Genomic DNA, 20,283 nt, shown 5'->3' on the forward strand with positions numbered 1-20,283 from the left:
GTGATAAAGCCCAAGGACTCCCGCTCACGTGCTTAGCGAACACTCGCCGACTCGCCCCACCGCAAAGCGACCCGCCGTGAAGAAGGATTCAGGTTCAGGCTTGTACCTCGCTGACCCCAAATCCTAAATAGTTGTCGGTTGCTACGAGGCGGAACGATCTGCCCAGTAGCCCGGACGCTGTCTCTCGTGGGCAACAGCGACAATCTCAATTCGATCTGGCACAGCGCGATAAACAATGAAATATGGGAATCCCCTCAACAGGTAACGCTGAGCGCCGTATAGGTACTCGGGCCACACTTGCGGGCCACGTGCGATCGTCTTACGAGAACATTCCAGATCGTCTTAAAACTGTTCGGCCAACTCCAGTGTCACCTCTGCATAGCGATCATGAGCTACCAGCAACTCGGCGCTCGCGTCAGGGTGAAACCAGAAAGGACGTTCATCCATTGCGCGGATCGCGCATCGCGGACATGACGTCATTCCAAGGCATTAGCTCGACTTCACCCCGATCGATAGACTCCACTCTTCGCTTAATCTCAGCGGCCCATGCCGCAGCTGCAGTCGGATCTGGGCTGGGGTCGAGACTTCGCAGCAAGAAACCAGCGATGTTAGCTCGCTCGATTTCGGGCAGCGTCAGTGCCGCCGACAGGAGGTCTTGGGGTTGTGTATTCATGCCGAGAGCATAGCCAAAATGGGGGCAAAGGCCACCGCGACCGACAACGGAAGGTTTTTACGACACCGCCCTAAACGAAGCGAGCGATGCCTGAACAGCGACAGATTCTACCACCCGAGGGCTGCTCGAACAAACGACAGAGGTGTGCCGAAGGACTTAGCGTAAAAACCATGTTGTCTGCCCGGTGCACCACGTTATAGCTCGCCATTGGAAACAGCGTAGAACCATTCGTTCATGGCGGTGACGATCTCTATGCGGTTTTTGGTGCGCATTTGGCATAACAATTCGCCATGGAAATCACCCGCGTAGAGGACGAGCTTGTAGGATCCATCGTCCCAATCAGCCTCGGGAGTCCAGCCAAGATCAATCAAGCGGTCACCGCGATCATGGCGTGCCTGGTACATGTCCTGCTTGAACCACCAAAACGCGTCGCGGTCCGTAACCAACTCGCGGGTTGGGTCGACAGCGTGGAATGCGTGATAGCCAACCGACCATCCGGGCGTCACGATCAATTCTTGGAGCGGGTAATCCATAATACGCTCGGTGCGTACAACGAGGATCTGGGCGACAAGGTGTCGTCCATGTTGGAAAGAGACGTGGTTCGTTTCCGCGATGATAACATCGGACGGTTTCTTATGGGACTCGCGGGTAGCTTCTTTGCAACGAGGTGGCCCAACCCAATCCGACTGTTTTCGAGCTATCTCACGCTTGACGCAACGCACTGACGATCGGGACGGTGGCGGCTTGGATCGCGGGAATGAATCCGGCGAGGACTCCGACCACAACTGATACGACGGTTCCGGTAGCGGCCAGCCCCAGCGAAGGTCGAAACGCGATCGTGGCTCCCTCGGCTCCGATCGCGAATCCACCGAATCCGAGTGCGGTGAGAGCGAGCGCCGTTCCAGCGACCCCGCCCACCACGCACAGAATGGTGCTTTCGGCCAACACCAATCGCATCGCACGCAGTGGCCGCACGCCAACGGTTTGCAAAACCGCGTATTCCTTGATGCGGTCTTGGACGCTCATCACCGTGGTCGTCGCAACCAACGACAACACGAGTGCCACGCAGGCGTAGCCCAACCAATGAGCGAACCCGATTAAGTCCACCAAATCGGATAGCGTGCTGGCTTGGAAGGCTCCTTTCCGCCGAGTCTTCGTCGCCACCGCACCAGCCCGCAGTTTTTGATCGATCGCGGAGGCCACGCGATCAGGATCCGCCGTGTCAGTCAGCATGACTTCATGCTGAGTCACCAATCCGGCCGCGTCCAAGCCTCGGGTGTATTGAAGGAATTGCAGACTGGTGTAGATCAAGTTCTCTTCCGATGGCACGTTGGACTCAAAAACTCCCGCGACGCGGACCGAGATTTCGCCGATCGTGAATTGATCACCGACTTTCAGCCCTCGCCGCTGAGCCACATTGCGGCCGACAATCGCGGCATCGCGAGTTGACTGGAACTGCTGCCAATCCCCGCTCGTCAATTTCAATGGACGGGTTTGCTGAATTTGTTTTGGATCAGCTCCATTGAAAACCACAATGTCGAGACTAGCTCGGCAGTTGTTCGTCCACACCTGAATGGGCATCACGTCGCGCACACCCGGGATTTCCGCGATCACTCGTTCATAGTCCTCCGGCAAACGACTGCTCGTTGGACAGAACCGGTTCTCTTGGAACACGATCAAATTGCGGTCTGCGTCCGAGCCCGTCGTCAGCCGATGCAGGCCTTCCTGAACGGAACCCACAAAGCAGAACACAAACATCGCCACCGCTGCACCGGTCACGGTCAGCAGCGTCCGCGTGCGGTGTCGCCAAAGCGTTTTCAATACATAACGAAACATAGTGTCCATCCGAATTCGGAAGCCCCAATGTGGCATAGGCTTCCAGCCTGTGATTCTGCACCAAGTAGCTGATGCCACCTTTCGTTCAACTAAGCAACGCGTGAACAACAAGTGACGATATTAGCGGCGTGGCGCAAGCCGCCCGGTGAGGAACCGGAGGGCTCGCGCCCTTCCGCTACGTCACTTGTTGTTCACGCGTTGCTAACTGTCGAAGTCTCATCCAATCCAACCTCACGAAACATGCCACGATCCAACACCAACTGCCGCGATGCGATCTTGGCAGCGTCCGTGTCGTGGGTGACCATCAACAGCGTGATGTCAAGTTCCTTGTTCAATCGCTGCAGCAGGACCTGAACCTGTTCACTGGTTTCCGTATCCAAACTGCCGGTGGGTTCGTCGGCGACGACGACTTTGGGGTGCGCCACGATGGCTCGCGCGATCCCCACACGTTGTTCTTGGCCACCCGATAATTGCCGGGGGTAGTGGTCGGCTCGATCGCTCAGCCCCACCGCTTCCAGTGCTAGTTCAACGCGTTGCCGGCGTTGCGAGCTGGTCATCTTCAGCAACAACGTTGGCAGCTCCACGTTCTCATAAGCCGTCAGAACGGGAATCAAATTGTGCGTCTGAAAGATGTAGCCCAAATTCGCGGCACGCCAATCGGCCAACTTGCCGCGAGAAAGCTTGGTCACTTCTGTTCCAGCGACGCGAATTGTTCCGGCGTCAGGGCGATCGATTCCGCTGACCAAGTTCAGCAGCGTGCTTTTCCCGGTACCACTTGGCCCCATCAGCGAGACGAAGTCGCCTGCCTCAATGTCGAGATCAACCTCGTCGAGAGGTGTGATCGTTTCATCACCCTTGCGAAAACTTTTGCAGACGCCACGCAGTTCGACCAATGCCATCAGTTCATCCCCATCGTTGTGTCTTCACGTTCGACCAAAACGGAATCACCCGGTTTCAAATCCGAAGGAACGTTGGCGATCAATTTGTCAGTGACGTTGAGTCCCGATTCAATTTCCACCAAACCATCGCCTCCTGAGCCGCCCACCACCACGGAAGTTTGCATTGCCATCTCACCCTCCTTGACACACCAAACAAACGACCCCGACTCGCCGGTTTGAACCAATGCCTCCGGAACAAACAATCGTTGTTTGTCTTTTGCCGCGTTGACTTCGGACTCGGTCTCAGGTGACAGGAACGTGGCCGTGACCAACATCTCAGGGCTGACCGTGGGAGGAGGATCAATCAGTTCGACCTTCACTTCCAAGGTGTTCTTTTGAACGTTCGCGGCACTGGTGGCTTGTAGAACCCGTCCTTGGATGACCAATGACGACGAAGCAGTTTCGATTTCCACTGGCTGGCCTCGGCGAACCATTGGCACATCTTCCAGCCGCACGTCGGCGCGGACTTGCAGACGTTCGGGATCGTACATCTCGACGACCGTGCTGGCGCTGTGCCCCGTCGAGGACGCCATGCCCGAAACTCGGGTTCCGGGCGAAGCGATCAAACGCAGGATTCGACCATCCATGGGAGCCCTGACGATATTGCGTTCCAAAGCCAATTCCGCTTGCTTCCGTTGCAACTTCGCCTCCTCCCAAAGTGCTTTCGATGAGGCGACCTTGGCTTTGGCTTCTTCGACTTGTCGCGTTTCCTCGACCAACAATTTCAGTTGCTTCTCCAACGCTCGGACTTTCGTTTTTAGCGCATCGACTTCGCGTTGCAGATTCGGTTGGCGACGTTGCAGCTCTTGCAACTTGGCCGATTCTGCTGCGTGGTCGCTTTCCGCACGAGCAACGATGCGTCCTGAGATCGCGCCTTCAGCAGATCGTTTGCCTTGCATGTTGTTCCGCGCGTACTCGACGCTCGCCTGGGCGGCTTCGATCAAAAACGGCAGTTTCGCGAGTTCCGTTTCCGCCCTCGCCAACATGCTCTGCGCGTCGGCGAGTTGAACTTCCAAGTGCACGGGGTTTTCAAACCGAACCAACGCAGCGTTCAATTCCGCCTCGGCGCGTTGCAGTTCACCCTGCCGGATCGCAACGGTGTTCTTTGCCTGCTGGACGTTCAGTTCCGCGTCGATCGAGATCAACCGCGCGACCGGTTCGCCGCGTTTGACAGGTTGTCCTTCGACCACCAACAACGATTCAATCACACCGGGGGCCAACGCCGCGACGCTGATCGCAGTCGGTCGCGGTTCGATCCAACCGGGTGATTGAAACAACGTTTGCCCCGCTTGAACGACCTCAGCACGTTTCGCGATCACTGGGATCACGGTGACACTTTGCCGTGGCATCCAGTGACGACCTGCCGCGACCGCGAGCAATGCCGCAAAGCCGACCAGGATTCCAATCGGAAACACATAGCGGCTGATCAATCGTCGACGACGAGACGCCGGCGATGGGAGGCCTTGTGTTGGTGAGCGGTCGATGGCCAATTGACCGAGATCCAGCGGAGCGTCAGCCATGGTTACTTGCTCGAACGAACGAATACGTCGCTGGTTTCCACGGTCAAGTTGCCTTGGTCGTCGCGTTTGGCAACGCCATGCACGACCACCGTCGCCAGTTCATTGACACCCAACAATTCGCGAGCCGTCTTTAAAACCGGGGCTCCCGACTCATCAACGACCTTCACCGTCGCGATGTTGTCTTTGACCTGATCCTGCGTGCAGCAATAGTCCCAAGGCGTCGGGCAACCTTCTTCGTCGGCACAGTACGGGATCTTTGGATCCACGATCGTGAAAGCAGCCAGTCCGTCAACGAATGGTTCCGTGGATCCACCGATCAAACCGACCAAAGCCAATTCCTCGCCATCGGCTGCCTTTTCACGAGCTTCCCCGACGGGCATCGCGTCGGCAGGTTCGGAACTGGCCAGGTAGGCCGAATCCGCAGTGGTCGATGAGGCTGCATCCTGGTCGGCGACTTCGGCACCACCACAACCAGCGATCAGGGCAACCGCTCCAGCCAATACAAAATATTGAAAACGCTTCATAGTACTTCTCTATCAAATGGGTTAACGAGTCAAACAGCTTTCAGTCCCGTTGCGACTTCTTCTCGCAACGCTTTCAGTGCCGGTGGCAACGAGCCAAGGACACCCAACAAAATTCCCACGCCGCAACCGATCAAAATTGCAACGCTGTCGATCCGCAATGTGAAAGCTCCCATCGTGAATCGAACCGCCATGCCGTTGAGCAGCAGCAACGCAAACGCTCCCGACAACAATGACCCGGCGGCCGCCAACAAGACGCCCTCCTGGACCACGCTCAGCAAAATCGCAAACCTTCGATATCCGATGGCTTGCAACGTTGCGATTTCTCGAATCCGTCCGGCAACGGATCCGTACATCATGTTCAATCCGGCAAACACACCCGCGCCGGAAACCAGCACCACCACAAACCACGCCAACACTCGGACGGGTTTGTAATGTTGTTGCAGCGAGGCGTAGTAATCCGTTTCGCGAATCGCTCGCAGTTCCAAGTCCAAGCGTTCTTTGCAAAACAACTGAACCTCCGCGGGTGAACGACCGGGCTGCAATCGAATCGCGACCAGACTCAAGTCTTGTCGTTTGGTCGCGGTTTGAAAGTCACCCAAGGGGCACCAGATTTCAGATTCGTAAGCCGACCCGCCGGAAGCAAACCGGCCACTGATTGTCCACTTGCGCCCCTCGAATTCGAGTTGCCTACCAAGTTCCAATTCACTTGGTTCACGCCCAAGTTTCGTGGCGACCAAGCGGCCAACCATCACTTCGCCGTCCGCCGGCCATGTTCCCTCAACCAACTGAACGGAACGTCGTACCAACGGTGCCGACGTTTCCACGCCCCGTACCAAACCGAGTCCACCCGGGCCCGATTCAGTGGCGACTCGAGTGCCGAGATACAACTCCGGTGACACATGACTGACGCCGAAGCGTTTCATCGTGCCATCGAGGCTGGCCGCCAACAACGAAGGGGTCCGAGCGGCAATCGAGGAGTTCTCGATGTTCTCTTCCGAGTTCACCGAATACACCAACACCACGTCTTCATCCCCGCTGATCGCAAGCGATCGCTCTAGTCCACGAATGAATCCAACGACCACAAACACCAACATCACCACGGTGGCCAAAGCCACCAAAGTCAACGCGGTGCGGACCGGCCGCCGGGCCAGGTTGCGGACGCCGTATTCCCAAGGCAACAGCATCAGCGATCGCCTTGGGACATAAGTTGGAAGCAGAAACGGATGGCAAATCTCATCTTCAACGTTTCGGTTTGGACGTGAACGTGCCGTCGGAAGTGATCATCTTCTTTGGCGTTTTGCCAATGCTCTCCATGATCTGCCAGATCCCCTTGGGACTTAGCTTCACGCCGTCCTTGGGAACCAATGTCACGGACTTCTTTTCGATACTGCAAACGACCTTGGTGACAGCATCCACCGAATCAAACCGAGCGGTGATTCGTTTGACGCATCCGCCACACATCTCGCCCACGGTCAACACGATCTGGTTGGATGCCGACTCCTTGGCTGACACCGGTTCGGCAGAGGCGGGGATGGGAACTATCAAGGTGAAAGCGAGAGTGGCCAACGCGACCATACCCAATCCATTGCGTTTCAAACTCAACATCATCTTCACTTCTTCCATTCAAAAAGAGATACAAACGCGACGAGAGCACAACCGTCTGTTCTGCCATGACAGACAAACGGATCGAATGCGAGCCGATCCAAACAGGTTGTCAAAGCACGACGGAAACATCACGCAGTGCAATCACCGACCACAGGTCCAACGAGGTCTCAGTCAATGAACGCGCAGCCACGCATCTTCAGCGTTGACGCGATTACAGAACGACCTGGAAGATCAAATCAGCCAAGATTGGTGCGCAAGACGCACCTGACGGCCAGATAGACTCGCGCAAAACGGCAAGTCACGACGCGAACACCAACTCGCATCGGAGGAGAAAAGCGACTTCGATCGAACATCGACTAGATTGGTCCAAGCAACGACCAAACTGGGATCGGGAAGATCCAAATCGCTCTCGAGAACGGCACCTTCGCAAATGCAGTTCATGCAATTGCAATCGTCTCCGCATGGGGAGGAGTCGCCACGAGTAGGATCGAGATCCGACGTGGACGCTGGTGCAGATGATTCATCGTGATGGCAGCAACTGCAGGTTGCTTCAGCAACACTTTCATCGCATGTTGCTTCCGTTTGGCACGAGAAACAACGCAGAGGGCACGTCAATAAATTGACGACCAACAGAGCGATGAAGAGCGGGGTTTTCATGCTTCAAAGTCTAGCAACGCTCAATTATCCGAGCAACCAGATTCTGGCAGAAGCCAAGCGTCCGACGGACTCGGTGAGTGTCGATTGAGTCGTCAGCAACACGTCAACGCATGAAGGATGGCACTCTTGCCCGTCAGATTTGCGGATATCGGCCAAGAGTGGCCAACTTACATCCCAAAACGCTAGGACCGCCCGGTTGGGGCGAAGTCGTGGAACAGAGCTTTCGCAAACGACTACGATCTACAACACCCAACATTCCGCAGTCCACAGTCAAGTGCGGGAACTGTGGTGAACGCCGAGCGGCTCACATCCCCGATGACACCTGCGTACCAGTTCAGGCCAATGCCGCTTCCGAAGACTGCTTCGTTGACCAAAAAAGACTGCCCGCCAAAACGAACGCCTGAGCCGCCGACCAAAGCACCAACGCGGACCACCAATGAATGACGATCTGGTCTTCCCCCGCGATCGATCCAGTCCGAAGCCATCCATCGGGCGCGAGCAACCATCCACCGGCAACCACCAACACGCCGGGAATTGCCGTCGCCACCAAAATGACAAACGACTTGCCGATCCCTTTCGCTGAGGCCGCCAGTATCAGGCTGGCAACGTCCACCAAAGCATAGACGGCCGCAAACCGCATCAAGCGGATCGCAAGCGGTTGGATTTCTGCTCTCTCTTGCTCGCTGATCCCACCCAACGGAATTTGCAACAGCAACTCCGGGATTGCGGCGAGTGCAATCGCCAGTGTCATTGCCACGACCAAGCCCAACCCCATCCCTCGACGGATGGTTTCCGATGCCAACCCAATTCCTTTGGATGCGAGCGCTTGCCCGGTAACAACCGTAACCGCGGTGCCCAAACCAATCGCGGGGATGGACAGCAATTGATACATGGTGAGCGCGGCGGAGGTCGCCGCCAAACCAGTGACCGATGCCGCACCAATGACCAACAACACGAAGCTGAACAAACCTGACCGAATCAATTGCTGCAATCCAATCGCGGATCCCGGCACGATGATCTCGTTTATGACACGACGACTCGGTCGCCATGCGGCACCAACGTGGCGGCCGAATGAGTTCAGACGCATCAACATCACCGCGAACACGGCGACTTTGAACCACATCGAAATGGTCGTTGCGAGAGCTGCACCAAAGACTCCCATCGCGGGCAGTCCCAACCCGCCGAAAATGAACCAATAGTCCAATCCGACATTCAGCACCGACGAAGCGATGTTGGTTTGCAAGATCGGCCGGGTCACTCGTCTTCCTACGAAGAACGCGGTCAGGCCGGCTTCCAACATGGATGCGGGAGCGACCAACAACAACGTTTGAAAGTAGCGAGCCTCCTGTTGCGCCAGTTCAATGTCATGTCCAAACGCTTCGAACAAATTGGGACTCATCCAACCGATCAACGCGAACGCAGGAACACAAGCCAATGTGAACCACAAACATTGCCACAGCAGCGACCAAACCCGAAGCGCAACTGCTCCCCGGCCGCGTTTTTTCCCCATCGCCATCGCAGCGAGCGGGGTGATGAAGCCCATTGCGGTGACGGGAATGCAAGCGATCGCCCAATACAAGTTGCCGGCTGCCATCGAAGCTGCCGACGACGTCGGCCCGTACCACATCAAAAGCGTGCGATCGGTGAAGAGCGTGATCGAGAAACAACCAACGGTGGCCGCCAGCGGAATCGCAACCGCCACCATCGCACGATAGCCGTACGCGTCGGTTTCGATACGACGGGGCGATTCGGACATGAGTTCCTACAAGAGAATGGACAACGGCCAATCGTCGGCGGTCAAAGCAAAAAATTGAAAGTGCGTGGATCGCGACATGGCGACGTTGAGCAAAACGCGTTCAGCCTCTGGCTCAAAAAATGCAGTGAAGACTCGCAGATCGTTCGCTACTACGCAAGCGAAACACGTGCCAGCGCATCGCGTCGCCCAACGTGACAACTCAAACAGGATCAATCAATGTCCACCACCAGCTTTTCACAACGGCAAACCAAGGCAAACCATCACCTAGCCAGCGCGCATGCTGGCCCGAGTTCTGGCAGTGGAATGCTGACTCGTTTGCTCTCATCGATGGCTACATTGATCAACCAATCTGATCGAAAGCTAACCGATTCAGGAGTCATCAATCCGATCGCGGAACGCGTGTCCGTTGTCGCAACTCAACGCCGCTGAGCAACTCCCCACGACCTTTGGCACGGTCGTTGCTTAAGCCGAACCCGACGGAATCGAAAACGACATCACGGATGATCTGAGTATCAATCACCCGTTTCAAACTCCATCGGCTGGGGAGCCACTCGCGATGAAAATCGGCATCATAGGTCATCTAAAATTTCCCATCGCGAAACCATACGCAGGAGGTTTGGAAGCATTCACTCACGCGTACACAAACGCATTGGTGAACAGAGGTCACGAAGTCACTTTGTTTGCTTCTGGCGACTCGGATCCGCAGTTGCCTCTCACAAGCATCACACCCAACGCAACCATTCCCGAATCCAATGCTCGACTCGGACGAATGTGTCATGATTGGATCGAAAGCGTTGAGGACGAAGCCTACGCGGCACTGATGCTGCAACTCAGCACGAGTGATTTTGATGTGATTCACAATCACTCGCTCAGTCCCATCCCGCTGCAGTTCTCACATCTGCTCCCAACACCTTTGATGACGACGCTGCATGCACCCGTCTTGCCTCGTATGGCAGTGGAACTGCGTCGACGCGGCCCGGAAGCGTGCGGGCAATTCATCAACATCTCGAATGCAAACGCGGATGCTTGGCGTTCGTTGCTACCCGAGCAATCGGTCATCCACAATGGAGTCGACACTTCATTCTGGGTACGTTGCAAAGAAGAAAAGCAGCGGCGAGCCATTTGGTTTGGTCGCATTCTGCCGGACAAAGGAACGCACTTGGCGTTGCGAGCAGCACATCGCGCTGGCATTCCCCTCGATGTTGTTGGCCCCATCTCGGATCAAAACTACTTTGACACAGAAGTCCAGCCACTGCTTCGTCCAGAAGACGCCTACCACGGACACCGCACCCACGAAGAACTGTGTACGTTGATCAGCCGCTCAGCGGTGACACTCGTTACACCATGTTGGGACGAGCCCTTCGGTTTGGTCGTCGCAGAATCGCTGGCATGCGGGACTCCCGTCGCAGCTTTCAATCGCGGTGCATTGCCGGAACTGATTGGCAAATCCACCGGACGATTGGCCAAACCAGGCAGTGTTCGCGAACTGGCTCAGGCAATTCTCGGTTGCATGAGGTTGCCCGGCGAAATATGCCGCCGAGTTGCTCAGGAACACTACAGCTTCGACCGGATGGTGGAACAATACGAGTCGCTGTACCAAAGCCAATCCGACTGGAGCTTCCCGAATGAGGTCGCCGCGTGATCGATCGCCAACCTCATGTGGGCTTCTATGTCCACTATCACGGAATGGGCCACAAGCATCGGACCGAGGCCATCCTTCGACAATTGCAGTTGCCCGCATCGGTGGTAGCCAGCCGCATTCATGACCTCGATTGGAACGGCCCGACGCTTACGAACGTTGTCGGAATCGAATGCGACAATGACGACGTTCCAGTGCGGGGAATGCAGCACGCACAAGACGTCTCCGCTCTGCACTACGCACCGCTATGGACCGATTCAATCACGAAGCGAGTTGCCCAGTACACACGTTGGTTGGATGAAAATCGCCCGGACGTGATGGTGGTTGATGTCTCCGCAGAGATCTCGATGCTCACGCGGTTGGCATCGATTCCGCAGATCGTGATGCGTCAACATGGACGTCGCGACGACCCTGCTCACTTGGCCGCTTACGAAGCCGCCCATTCACTGCTGGCTCCATTTCCGGAGTCAATGGAAGATGACATCACACCCGACTTTGTGCGAGACAAAACGGTCTACCTGGATGGGTTTTGCCGCGAGCAAACAATCGAATCCGCAAACCAAACGCAACTAAACAAGTCGAAACGCGAGCGGCCAATGATTGTCGTGATGTTTGGTCGAGGAGGCACGGGCGACGTCCACCAACACTTGCGAGAGGCGGCGACTTCGGTTCCGCACGCTGACTGGGTCGTTCTCGGAAAGGACGATGATTCGGACTCCGAACGAACACCGCCGAATTTGTTCTTCGCCGGATGGCAAGATCGGCCCAACAAATGGATCGCTGACGCCAGTGTCGTCGTAACGTCTGCCGGTCACAACAGCGTGATGGAACTCGGGCATGCTCAATGCCGGTTCATAGCCATCGCAGAAGATCGCCCGTTCGAGGAACAAATTCGCAAAGCCAAAATCCTCAGCCGTGAACGATTGGCGATCGGATTGACCGCTTGGCCCGTATCAAGCCAATGGTCAACATTGATTGACGAAACGATGTCGTTGGATCCATCGCCTTGGCGAAAGGTGTTCGAACACGACGGAGCCGAACAGGCTGCCGACCACATCTCTCAAGTCGCTCGTTGGTCGCATGAAACCAGAATGTCTCGAGAGTTGGTGACGCTATGAAAGTCAGTGTTCTCACCATCGTTCGCGGACGACAGGCACATCTTGAGAATCAACTGAAGGGATTGTTGCAATCAGAGATCCTGCCGCACGAATGGATTGTTGTTGGCATGAATCAGGAGGTTTCACTTCCCGATGGCGAACGCTTTCCGATTCGAACATCCAGCGTTCATCATCCGACCGAGCCGCTCCCACTGGCGCAAGCTCGCAACCATGCGGCCTCGCTTTGCACAACCGACGACATGGTGTTTTTGGACGTTGACTGCATACCATCGCGCGACATGATCGGAAATATGTTGGAAGCACTTCGAACTGAAGACCGATTGTGGATGGGATGTCCTCGATATCTTCCCGCAGCTGCAGCCGACGGTGAATGGCAAATGGATCAACTCGAACAGCTTGCGGTCGATCATCCATTGCAACCTCAACTTGGCGAGCAAGAACGAAAAGCATCCGAGCGATACGAGATGTTTTGGTCGCTTTGCTTTGCCATTAGCCGTTCTTCCTTCCAACAAACCGGAGGCTTCGACGATTCGTTTGATGGCTACGGTGGCGAGGACACGGATTTCGCGTTCTCTGCACGCAAAGCCGGCGTTCCGTTTGGGTTCGTCAACGCCGTTGCCTATCACCAGCATCACTCGGTTTGCAAACCACCACTGAACCATCTCAAACCAATCGTTGAAAACGCTGAACGGTTTCACCGCAAGTGGGGCGTGTGGCCAATGGAAGCTTGGCTCAACGCTTTTGCAGATCGAGACCTCATCGACTTTGACAAGGACGCGGAGTCAATCGCGATCCATCGCTTGCCATCCGATTCCGAGATTGAAGAGGCGACGTCTCTTACCCCAGCGGGTTTTTGAGCCGATCGGCCGTAGCGGATGCGAACCAATCGCGACCGCAGACATGCTTCGATTATTCGAGCTGAACACGTGCTCCCGAGTTCTGGCACGGTAGTTGCAACCTACGTCTATCATCGAACAACCGTTTGATGAATCTATCAACTACAGCAAACTAAAGGATTACACATGTCTCTTGAAACTAAAATCGATCTGAACGAAACCACACTCGAAAAGCTTCAAAAGTTGATTCGCGCCAACATCGATTCGTACAACGGCTTTCACGAGTCCGCTGAAGAACTGAAGGACGAGCGTTTGGCAACGTTGTTCCGCAGCATCGGCGATGAACGTTCGGCGATGGCCGCAGAACTACAGCAGTACGTCGAATTCAACGGCAAAGAAGCCGAAGACGACGGCAGTGTCGCTGCCAAAACGCACCGCATTTGGATCAATATCCGAGGCAAGTTAAACGGCGGCGACGCGACGGTCATCTTGATCGAAGCGGAACGCGGCGAAGACCACATCAAGGAAGCCTACGAAGATGTCTTGAAGGACACCGCAGGCAGTGCCATGAACGACGTGTTGAACGCCCAATACGCCAAGGTCAAAGCCGGCCACGACAAAATTCGCGACCTTCGTGACGCCTACAAAGCCAGCTGATCACGGTTGGCGAAACCATCTCGGTTTCCAAACCGAACAACGAAAGCCATGTCCAATGACATGGCTTTTTGTTTGCGCCGACAAAATGCCGTACGTATTGCGTTCTTTGGTAGTTCCTATTCCAACTAGGTTGGCTGGAATCAACAGGCACAATATGCGCGCCATATCGCTGCTAGTCTGGACTGCTTGATGTTTGGTGTTGACGTCCCGATAGCACCGCGAAGACAACCAGGCTCCCTTCTCCACCGCGGAAGTTGTGCTTGTTCTTTGATGCCGATTTTCGGCTGACTTACACACGGTGCACCTCTCCCGAAACGAAGTTTGGGGAGAGGTCGAGCGACGCCGTACAGGCGTACGCGAGGGTGAGGGCCGGGCATAGGAGTCGTGAAGTTGGTGTTACATGTCCGTCGGTGGCGCTGGCACTTACCGACGGCTACCATCTGACATCCCGACCGGGATAGAAACTTACGCTAGCATCGCATGAGCACGACATTAAACTTTCGGCACTCCACCGTGAGCCCCGACTGAACGTCAGAGCAACAACGTGTGCCGAAACGGTCCAATGCTGAAAGCCCCTTGCCGCGCCGCTTATCCAACAGCGTGGCAGCAGATCGCTCCACGGCTATGCCATTCATGGTCGATCCCTCGCATTAATAACGCATTGTCGAACTCAACCGAGCCTTTGGGAAAAACTTCGCGATCGTCGAAGAAGGAGGATTGGACGTTTGTGATGCAAAGGGGTGTCACGTGCCATTTGGCTGTTCGAAGTTCCAAGCCATCAAATTCTGTGGTTGAATCCCCTGGTGAGTATCCAAGCGAACCAGCTTCGAAGAACTGCGAACACTTCGCCAATGTGGGAAAAACTGAATCACCCGGTAATTCGTCGGTCGTTCGACCATCGATCGAAACGTGAGCGGCCCCATCCATGCTGTCCATTGAGATGTGATATTCGGATTTCGTTTCGCGGACCTCGAATCGTGCGCGATTGTGAATGCCGGGGAAGATGCGACCACCGGCAAAGGCATTGAGACAAGAAGACGTGTCTCGTCGCGGGATGTACACACCGGTCTGTGTGCAACCACTTGCGTCCCATTCGACAGCAATCCGGTGGGCGGCATTCTCCGAGGAAAGACCAAGAAAAGGCGGCAAGAGTTTCGGACGGATGTGTTGCAGGCGGATCAGGCAGATTCCCGCTATACCAAACCCATCCACGGTCTGTGGACGAAACGGCGGTGGGCAAACGCGGGACAGCACATCAGCGTCAACGCGGAAGTTGACAAGCACGCGCCGGTCAATCAGTCCTCGGATTGTCGGAATTCGCACTCAAGATGCCTCATGGAAAATGGGTCCGCAGAATTAACCGCAACCTTGCCCTTCGAATTAACCTCGAGCCGCGGTTGAAGCTCTTTCCACGCAAAGCAAAGCGATTGTCTCCACGCACCAGAAATTGTGCCCACAGGAGCCGTTTGGGCATTCACCCCGTTCGTACGCAGAAACGTTGGAGTCTGCCAAAGTAGATTCCATACCGAATGACTCTTGCCTCCCCAATTAGTGTGCGATCAGCGAAGATGAGTGTTCAAAACCGCTTTGTGTTCGGGAACACTGATCAGCTCTAATCGCACACTAAGTGCTAACCATTCGTGACCAAGCCACCAAGGATGATTCGCCTAGCTTCGAGTCCAACAGTCAGATAGTCGTCGAGGTCGGGCAGCGTTCAACCAGACACCACCAACCAAGGTCGAATAAGTGGTACCTTCCACTGCCAGCCGTGCGGATGCTATCAGTACCCGCACAGCCGTCACGAGGACGGCGACGGTCGCAAAATCGACGTTGAATCGACGCGATATCCGACTTCCTCCACGGAGCACTTTGAGCAAGCACTCCGGGAGTTTGCCAGATGCGGTCGAATTCTGTCCAACCAGTTTGCTACACGGTTCCCAACAGTTCGATTTCAGTTGCCAACGATGACGATGCATCCTCGGCATCGAGTTCCGCCATCGCCTCGTCCACTCCAACCGGCGTGGCTGCTGCGGTCGACGACGATCCATCGAATGACAATGAAACCTTGCTTGCTGGTTCGTCAGCGCCGATGACTTCACCGCTGTCGAAGAACTCATCGACTTCATTGCTCAAAAGCTCATTGGGTTCTGAGTTCCCGAACGAAGCTTGCGGTGCGATGAACTCGCCCGAAGCCGTGTTGGTCGACAGCTCCATTCGGTTGAGATGATTGATCACCAGCAACGCATCCAATGCCGTGACGCTCGCGTCGCGATTGACATCAACGAAGCTCCCAACCAACGGTTCGCCACCAGCATCGTTCAAACGGTTCAGCTCGTTAATCACCATCAACGCGTCCAACGCGGTCGTTTCACCGTCAGCCGATGTGTCCGTTGGCTGCAGAATGTTCGTCGCCGCTCGATTAGTCAACGTGTCGGAACCAGCAGAAGATCGAATCGAGAAGATGCGATCGCTGTCCAACGGCTCAAAGATGACCGCGTACAATTCGCCGGCTTGCAGATTCGCTGTCGCGACTCCGTTTTGGTAGGCACTGACGGTCAATGTGTCCGCGTCGACGATCCGCACCGTTTCACTCAGGCTGGTCACACTGATTGGAGTGACCGTGACCGCCGTGTCCGTCAACGCTTGAAAGATGATTGCAGTTGGAATGCCATCACCAGGAATCAAATGCGGGCGAGCCACAAAAGTCGGCACCAAAATTCGCGTTTCGCGTTCATTGATATCATCGTTCAGAATGATTCCCTCCGCATCCGCTTGCGATATCACCGTGTCATCGCTGGCGTTGCTAAGCACAACCGTGAAGCCTTCGTTTGGCTCCACTTGAGTGTCACCGGAAACGTTCACTGTGATCGTCGCCGTCGAATCACCATCAGCAAATGTCACCGTCCCGGTCGGCAAAGCCCCACCGAAATCGCTCGCGTCCACTGGGTTATCCCCATCCCCGACCACGGAATAGTCCACCGTGACAGTGCCGGTCGTGTTTTCAGATCGAGTGACCGTGAAGGTGAATGCAGTGGTTCCCGAATCACCTTCGACACGCTGGGCATTGTCAGCGGCGATGCTCAGCGAAGCCGCAACGGGTGCCGCCAAATCAGATTCGAACGCGCCGATGTCGACACCTGGACCTTGCGGTCGCGAAACGCCTCGTTGATCGGTCGTCAATCCAGCTAGCACTCCCGCATCCAAAGCCGCACTTCCGGCGAGCAAAGGAATTGTCGGTGTTGGGCCGCCAAAGTCGCCCAGTGTTCCAAGCCCTGCGTCAACATCGACGAGGTTGTTTCCGTCGTCGGTGAAAGATCCCGACAGATTGGAATCGCTCGAAGCGTTGTTTCGCGAAACGATCGAGTTGATCAGCGAGAGAGTGCCTGCCTCGACGGAGATGCCTCCGCCCAACGACGCCGAATTGTCGGCAATTGTGACGCTGGTCAATGCAACGGTTCCACCTTCGCTCAGTACGCCGCCACCATCGTTGGATGCCGAGTTCGATGCGATGGTTGAGTTGACAACCGTGACGGCTCCGCCATCACCGTCGGCAAAGATCCCTCCACCGTCGATCGTGACGTTGTTGGAGATCGTCGATCGTGTGACGACCAGCGTTCCGGTCGAGCTGTGCCACAAACCACCACCTTCGCTGGCGGCCGTGTTTCCATCAACAAGAACCTCCGTCAGGTCAACAGATCCATCGTCTGAGATATGAATCGCACCACCGTTTCCGGGCGCGGCCGATCCGCTCGGACCGGCCACGTTGTCTTCCAGCGATCCACCGGTGACCGAAGTGCTCGATCCGCCGATGGCTTCCAAACCACCACCAGCACGATTGGCGGTGTTACCTGAGATGGTTGTGTTGTCGATCGTCGCGGTCCCAGAATTGAAAATGCCACCACCACTTCCCGATGCACCATCGGCAACGTTGTTTTGAATGGTCGCATCGCTGACGACTAGCGTTCCACCAACGTTGAAGATGCCTCCACCTCCATTGTCCGCGTCATCACCGGATGCTGCATTCCCGTCGATGACCGTCCCATCGACTGTCATTGTTCCGCTTCCGTTCCACAGTCCACCACCTTCGGAAGCGGCAACGTTTCCATTGACGGTTCCCCCAGTGATTTCAGCGGAGCCGTTTCCGGTGATATGAAGACCACCGCCGTTGCCAGGTGCCGCCGTCGCTGGCGAGACACCCACGTTGTTCTGGTTCAATGCAACGTTGAGCAGCGTCGTTGATGAATCAGCGGTTGCTTCGATGCCTCCCCCAGCTCGGTTGGCCCGGTTGCCGGAGATTGTTGTTCCGGCAATTTCCACCGAACCACCGAAGTTCAACAAGCCGCCACCGCTGCCCGCCGAACCGCTGGCGACATTGTCGCTGATCGAACCATTGGTGATCTCGATCGATCCACCGTTGTTGAAGACGCCACCGCCACCATCGTCGGCTCCGTCGCCCATGGCAGTATTGCCAGTGATCGTGGTGCCGTTGATCGTCATCAATCCGCTTCCGTTCCAGAGGCCGCCACCTTCCAGAGCGGCTGAATTCCCGATGACTGATCCACCACTGATCGTCAGCTGCCCATCACCACCAACATGAATGCCGCCTCCGTTGCCCGGTGCCGCTACCGCGGGAGAAACACCAGCGGAATTCGATGAAATCGTCGCTCCGGTGATCGTGTTGATGGTGCCACCAGTCACTTCGATCCCACCACCAGCTCGGTTGGCAGTGTTGTTTGAGATGTTCGTGCTGCCACTGATGGTGAGCATTCCTCCATCGTTGAGAATGCCACCACCGCTGCCGCTGGCACCGTCGGCAACGTTGAATCCGATGACTGCGTCGATGATGTTCAGTGTGCCACCGTCATTGAACAGACCGCCGCCACCATTGCTGGCGTCATCGCCACTGGCGACGTTCGATGAAATCGCCCCGCCGTTGATCGTCATCGTTCCCGTCGAAGAGTTCCACACCCCTCCGCCTTCGCTGGCCGCAGTGTTGCTGCCGAAAATGGCCAGGTTCGAAGTGACGTCGGCTGCTCCGGTCGAGTGTAGACCGCCACCGTTAATTCCGGCAAAGTTGTTCGAAACATCGGTTCCCAAGTTCAATGTCACCGTGCCATCAATGACTTCGATGCCACCGCCGGCACGATTGGCTGTGTTGCCTTCAGATGGAATCGCACCACCGATCTGTGTCGAGCTGATTGTCACCGCGCCGTCGGTGCTGAAGATACCGCCGCCGCTTCCCAACACACCGTCAGCCGCATTGCCACTAATGGTGGCATTGCTGACCGTTAGCGTTCCACCGTTGTTGAAGATCGCTCCGCCACCGTCATCGGCCGCGTCACCGGAGGCCACATTGCCGGTCAAGATGGTTCCATCGACCGTCATCGTTCCGGTGTTGTTCCAAAGACCGCCACCTTCTCGCGCCGCCAAGTTATCTCGAATCGTTCCGCCAGAAATATCTGCGTTGCCATCACCAGAGATGTGCAGTGCGCCACCGTTGCCCGGCGCGGCAGATCCATCCGGTCCGGCTACGTTGAGTTCCATCAGGACATCGGTCAGCGTTGTGCTGCTACCCGCGGTGGCTTCGATACCGCCACCGGCACGGTTGGCAGTGTTGTCGCTGATCTCGCCGCCAGAAACTGTCAACGTTCCTTGGTTCAGGATGCCACCGCCGCTGCCTGACACTCCATCGGCAACGTTTTCGGTAATCGTTGAATCGGTGACACTCAGAGTTCCAACAACATTGAAGAGGCCACCACCTCCGTTATCAGCATCATCGCCAGATGCCGTGTTTCCGCTGATTGTGGTACCGGTCACGGTCATCACGCCGGTTCCATTCCACAAACCACCGCCTTCAGATGCAGCAACGTTGTTGTTCACGGTGCCGCCACTGATCGTGACCGTTCCAGCTCCGGTGACGTGCATGCCGCCTCCGTTGCCAGGTGCCGCCACCGCGGGACTGACACCTACGTTGTTCCCGTCCAAGTTTACGTCGGTTAACGATGTGGATGATGCATCAGTCGCTTCGATACCGCCGCCGGCTCGGTTGGCAACGTTGCCACTGATCGTGGAATCGGTGATCGTCATCGAACCGAGGTTCAGAATCCCGCCTCCACTACCAGACATTCCGTCAGCGATGTTGTTGGTGATGGACGTCGAGTTAACGGTCAGCGCGCCACCATCGTTGAAGACTCCGCCACCGCCTTGATCCGCGTCATCGCCGCTGGCCGTGTTCCCATCGACCGTGGACCCGACCAAGGTCATCGTCCCGGTCGAACTATTCCAAACACCACCGCCCTCGGCACCGGCCAAGTTTCCGGTGATGGTCGTGTCGATGAAGTTCGCGGTCCACGGGCCGGAGGTGTGTAGTGCACCACCATTGATCCCAGTCGTATTGCCATCGAATTCAGTTTCAAAGAACGTCGCGTTGCCCGCGTTCTCGACACCGCCGCCGGCGCGAGAAGCGTCGTTGTTCGAGATCGTTCCCCCACGAACCACCAACGTGCCGCCATTGGCATTCAGGA

16 protein-coding genes are annotated in these 20,283 nt (G+C 56.1%); 5 read left to right on the forward strand and 11 right to left on the reverse strand.

The window, feature by feature from the left end; genetic code table 11:
* Positions 1 to 439 precede the first annotated feature (439 nt).
* The 9 genes from RE6C_RS18925 to RE6C_RS18970 form a co-directional block, all read right to left on the reverse strand.
* Complete coding sequence (locus tag RE6C_RS18925; protein ID WP_008659105.1) at positions 440 to 673, reverse strand: addiction module protein; 234 nt, start codon at positions 671 to 673, stop codon at positions 440 to 442.
* A gap of 194 nt (positions 674 to 867) precedes the next feature.
* The gene (locus tag RE6C_RS18930; protein WP_008659107.1) at positions 868 to 1,206 is read right to left on the reverse strand and encodes a hypothetical protein; all 339 of its coding nucleotides are present in this window, start codon (positions 1,204 to 1,206) and stop codon (positions 868 to 870) included.
* A gap of 169 nt (positions 1,207 to 1,375) precedes the next feature.
* A complete protein-coding gene (locus RE6C_RS18935; RefSeq protein WP_008659108.1) occupies positions 1,376 to 2,509 on the reverse strand; it encodes an ABC transporter permease in 1,134 nt (377 codons plus the stop codon).
* A gap of 191 nt (positions 2,510 to 2,700) precedes the next feature.
* Positions 2,701 to 3,408 carry an ABC transporter ATP-binding protein gene (locus tag RE6C_RS18940; RefSeq protein ID WP_008659109.1) on the reverse strand — a complete coding sequence of 236 codons (708 nt, stop codon included), beginning with the start codon at positions 3,406 to 3,408 and terminating at the stop codon, positions 2,701 to 2,703.
* Positions 3,408 to 4,967, reverse strand: a complete 1,560-nt coding sequence (locus RE6C_RS18945) for an HlyD family secretion protein (RefSeq protein WP_008659110.1) — start codon at positions 4,965 to 4,967, stop codon at positions 3,408 to 3,410. Before RE6C_RS18945 ends, RE6C_RS18940 begins: the two co-directional genes overlap by 1 nt.
* Before the next feature lie 2 nt (positions 4,968 to 4,969).
* The gene (locus RE6C_RS18950) at positions 4,970 to 5,491 is read right to left on the reverse strand and encodes a hypothetical protein (protein ID WP_008659115.1); all 522 of its coding nucleotides are present in this window, start codon (positions 5,489 to 5,491) and stop codon (positions 4,970 to 4,972) included.
* A gap of 29 nt (positions 5,492 to 5,520) precedes the next feature.
* Positions 5,521 to 6,675 carry an ABC transporter permease gene (locus RE6C_RS18955; RefSeq protein ID WP_008659116.1) on the reverse strand — a complete coding sequence of 385 codons (1,155 nt, stop codon included), beginning with the start codon at positions 6,673 to 6,675 and terminating at the stop codon, positions 5,521 to 5,523.
* Positions 6,676 to 6,730: 55 nt separating this feature from the next.
* Positions 6,731 to 7,114: a heavy-metal-associated domain-containing protein gene (locus tag RE6C_RS18960; protein ID WP_008659117.1), complete on the reverse strand. Its 384-nt coding sequence runs from the start codon at positions 7,112 to 7,114 to the stop codon at positions 6,731 to 6,733.
* Positions 7,115 to 8,087: 973 nt separating this feature from the next.
* Positions 8,088 to 9,509, reverse strand: coding sequence for an MATE family efflux transporter (locus RE6C_RS18970; RefSeq protein WP_008659120.1), 1,422 nt, complete (start codon positions 9,507 to 9,509; stop codon positions 8,088 to 8,090).
* Between the two features lie 216 nt (positions 9,510 to 9,725).
* Between RE6C_RS18970 and RE6C_RS30665 the strand changes: the two genes are divergently transcribed.
* The 5 genes from RE6C_RS30665 to RE6C_RS19000 all read left to right on the forward strand — a co-directional run bounded on the left by RE6C_RS30665 (position 9,726) and on the right by RE6C_RS19000 (position 13,759).
* Positions 9,726 to 9,938: a hypothetical protein gene (locus RE6C_RS30665; RefSeq protein ID WP_081605689.1), complete on the forward strand. Its 213-nt coding sequence runs from the start codon at positions 9,726 to 9,728 to the stop codon at positions 9,936 to 9,938.
* Positions 9,939 to 10,065: 127 nt separating this feature from the next.
* Complete coding sequence (locus RE6C_RS18985) at positions 10,066 to 11,151, forward strand: glycosyltransferase family 4 protein (RefSeq protein ID WP_008659126.1); 1,086 nt, start codon at positions 10,066 to 10,068, stop codon at positions 11,149 to 11,151.
* Positions 11,148 to 12,266: a glycosyltransferase gene (locus RE6C_RS18990; RefSeq protein WP_008659127.1), complete on the forward strand. Its 1,119-nt coding sequence runs from the start codon at positions 11,148 to 11,150 to the stop codon at positions 12,264 to 12,266. The genes RE6C_RS18985 and RE6C_RS18990 overlap by 4 nt, the downstream gene beginning before the upstream one ends.
* Positions 12,263 to 13,123, forward strand: coding sequence for a glycosyltransferase family 2 protein (locus RE6C_RS18995; RefSeq protein ID WP_008659128.1), 861 nt, complete (start codon positions 12,263 to 12,265; stop codon positions 13,121 to 13,123). Before RE6C_RS18990 ends, RE6C_RS18995 begins: the two co-directional genes overlap by 4 nt.
* 165 nt (positions 13,124 to 13,288) lie before the next feature.
* A complete protein-coding gene (locus RE6C_RS19000) occupies positions 13,289 to 13,759 on the forward strand; it encodes a PA2169 family four-helix-bundle protein (RefSeq protein ID WP_008659130.1) in 471 nt (156 codons plus the stop codon).
* Positions 13,760 to 14,347: 588 nt separating this feature from the next.
* Here the strand turns inward: RE6C_RS19000 and RE6C_RS19010 are convergent.
* Positions 14,348 to 15,082 (reverse strand): DUF2071 domain-containing protein, encoded by a 735-nt coding sequence (locus RE6C_RS19010; protein WP_039962569.1) that lies wholly within the window; start codon positions 15,080 to 15,082, stop codon positions 14,348 to 14,350.
* A gap of 603 nt (positions 15,083 to 15,685) precedes the next feature.
* Positions 15,686 to 20,283 (reverse strand): beta strand repeat-containing protein (locus RE6C_RS19015; RefSeq protein ID WP_039962572.1); only part of this gene is annotated, 4,598 nt, incomplete at its 5' end.

It is taken from the genome of Rhodopirellula europaea 6C (genome assembly GCF_000338295.1).
Lineage (GTDB): Bacteria > Planctomycetota > Planctomycetia > Pirellulales > Pirellulaceae > Rhodopirellula > Rhodopirellula europaea.

Bases quoted from the DNA above. Each gene is read 5' to 3' on its own strand.
- RE6C_RS18955 (WP_008659116.1), bottom strand. From the start codon at position 6,675: ATGCTGTTGCCTTGGGAATACGGCGTCCGCAACCTGGCCCGGCGGCCG.
- RE6C_RS18950 (WP_008659115.1), bottom strand. From the start codon at position 5,491: ATGAAGCGTTTTCAATATTTTGTATTGGCTGGAGCGGTTGCCCTGATC.
- RE6C_RS18940 (WP_008659109.1), bottom strand. From the start codon at position 3,408: ATGGCATTGGTCGAACTGCGTGGCGTCTGCAAAAGTTTTCGCAAGGGT.
- RE6C_RS19000 (WP_008659130.1), top strand. From the start codon at position 13,289: ATGTCTCTTGAAACTAAAATCGATCTGAACGAAACCACACTCGAAAAG.
- RE6C_RS30665 (WP_081605689.1), top strand. From the start codon at position 9,726: ATGTCCACCACCAGCTTTTCACAACGGCAAACCAAGGCAAACCATCAC.
- RE6C_RS18985 (WP_008659126.1), top strand. From the start codon at position 10,066: ATGAAAATCGGCATCATAGGTCATCTAAAATTTCCCATCGCGAAACCA.
- RE6C_RS18945 (WP_008659110.1), bottom strand. From the start codon at position 4,967: ATGGCTGACGCTCCGCTGGATCTCGGTCAATTGGCCATCGACCGCTCA.
- RE6C_RS18935 (WP_008659108.1), bottom strand. From the start codon at position 2,509: ATGTTTCGTTATGTATTGAAAACGCTTTGGCGACACCGCACGCGGACG.
- RE6C_RS18960 (WP_008659117.1), bottom strand. From the start codon at position 7,114: ATGGAAGAAGTGAAGATGATGTTGAGTTTGAAACGCAATGGATTGGGT.
- RE6C_RS18925 (WP_008659105.1), bottom strand. From the start codon at position 673: ATGAATACACAACCCCAAGACCTCCTGTCGGCGGCACTGACGCTGCCC.
- RE6C_RS18930 (WP_008659107.1), bottom strand. From the start codon at position 1,206: ATGGATTACCCGCTCCAAGAATTGATCGTGACGCCCGGATGGTCGGTT.
- RE6C_RS18995 (WP_008659128.1), top strand. From the start codon at position 12,263: ATGAAAGTCAGTGTTCTCACCATCGTTCGCGGACGACAGGCACATCTT.
- RE6C_RS18970 (WP_008659120.1), bottom strand. From the start codon at position 9,509: ATGTCCGAATCGCCCCGTCGTATCGAAACCGACGCGTACGGCTATCGT.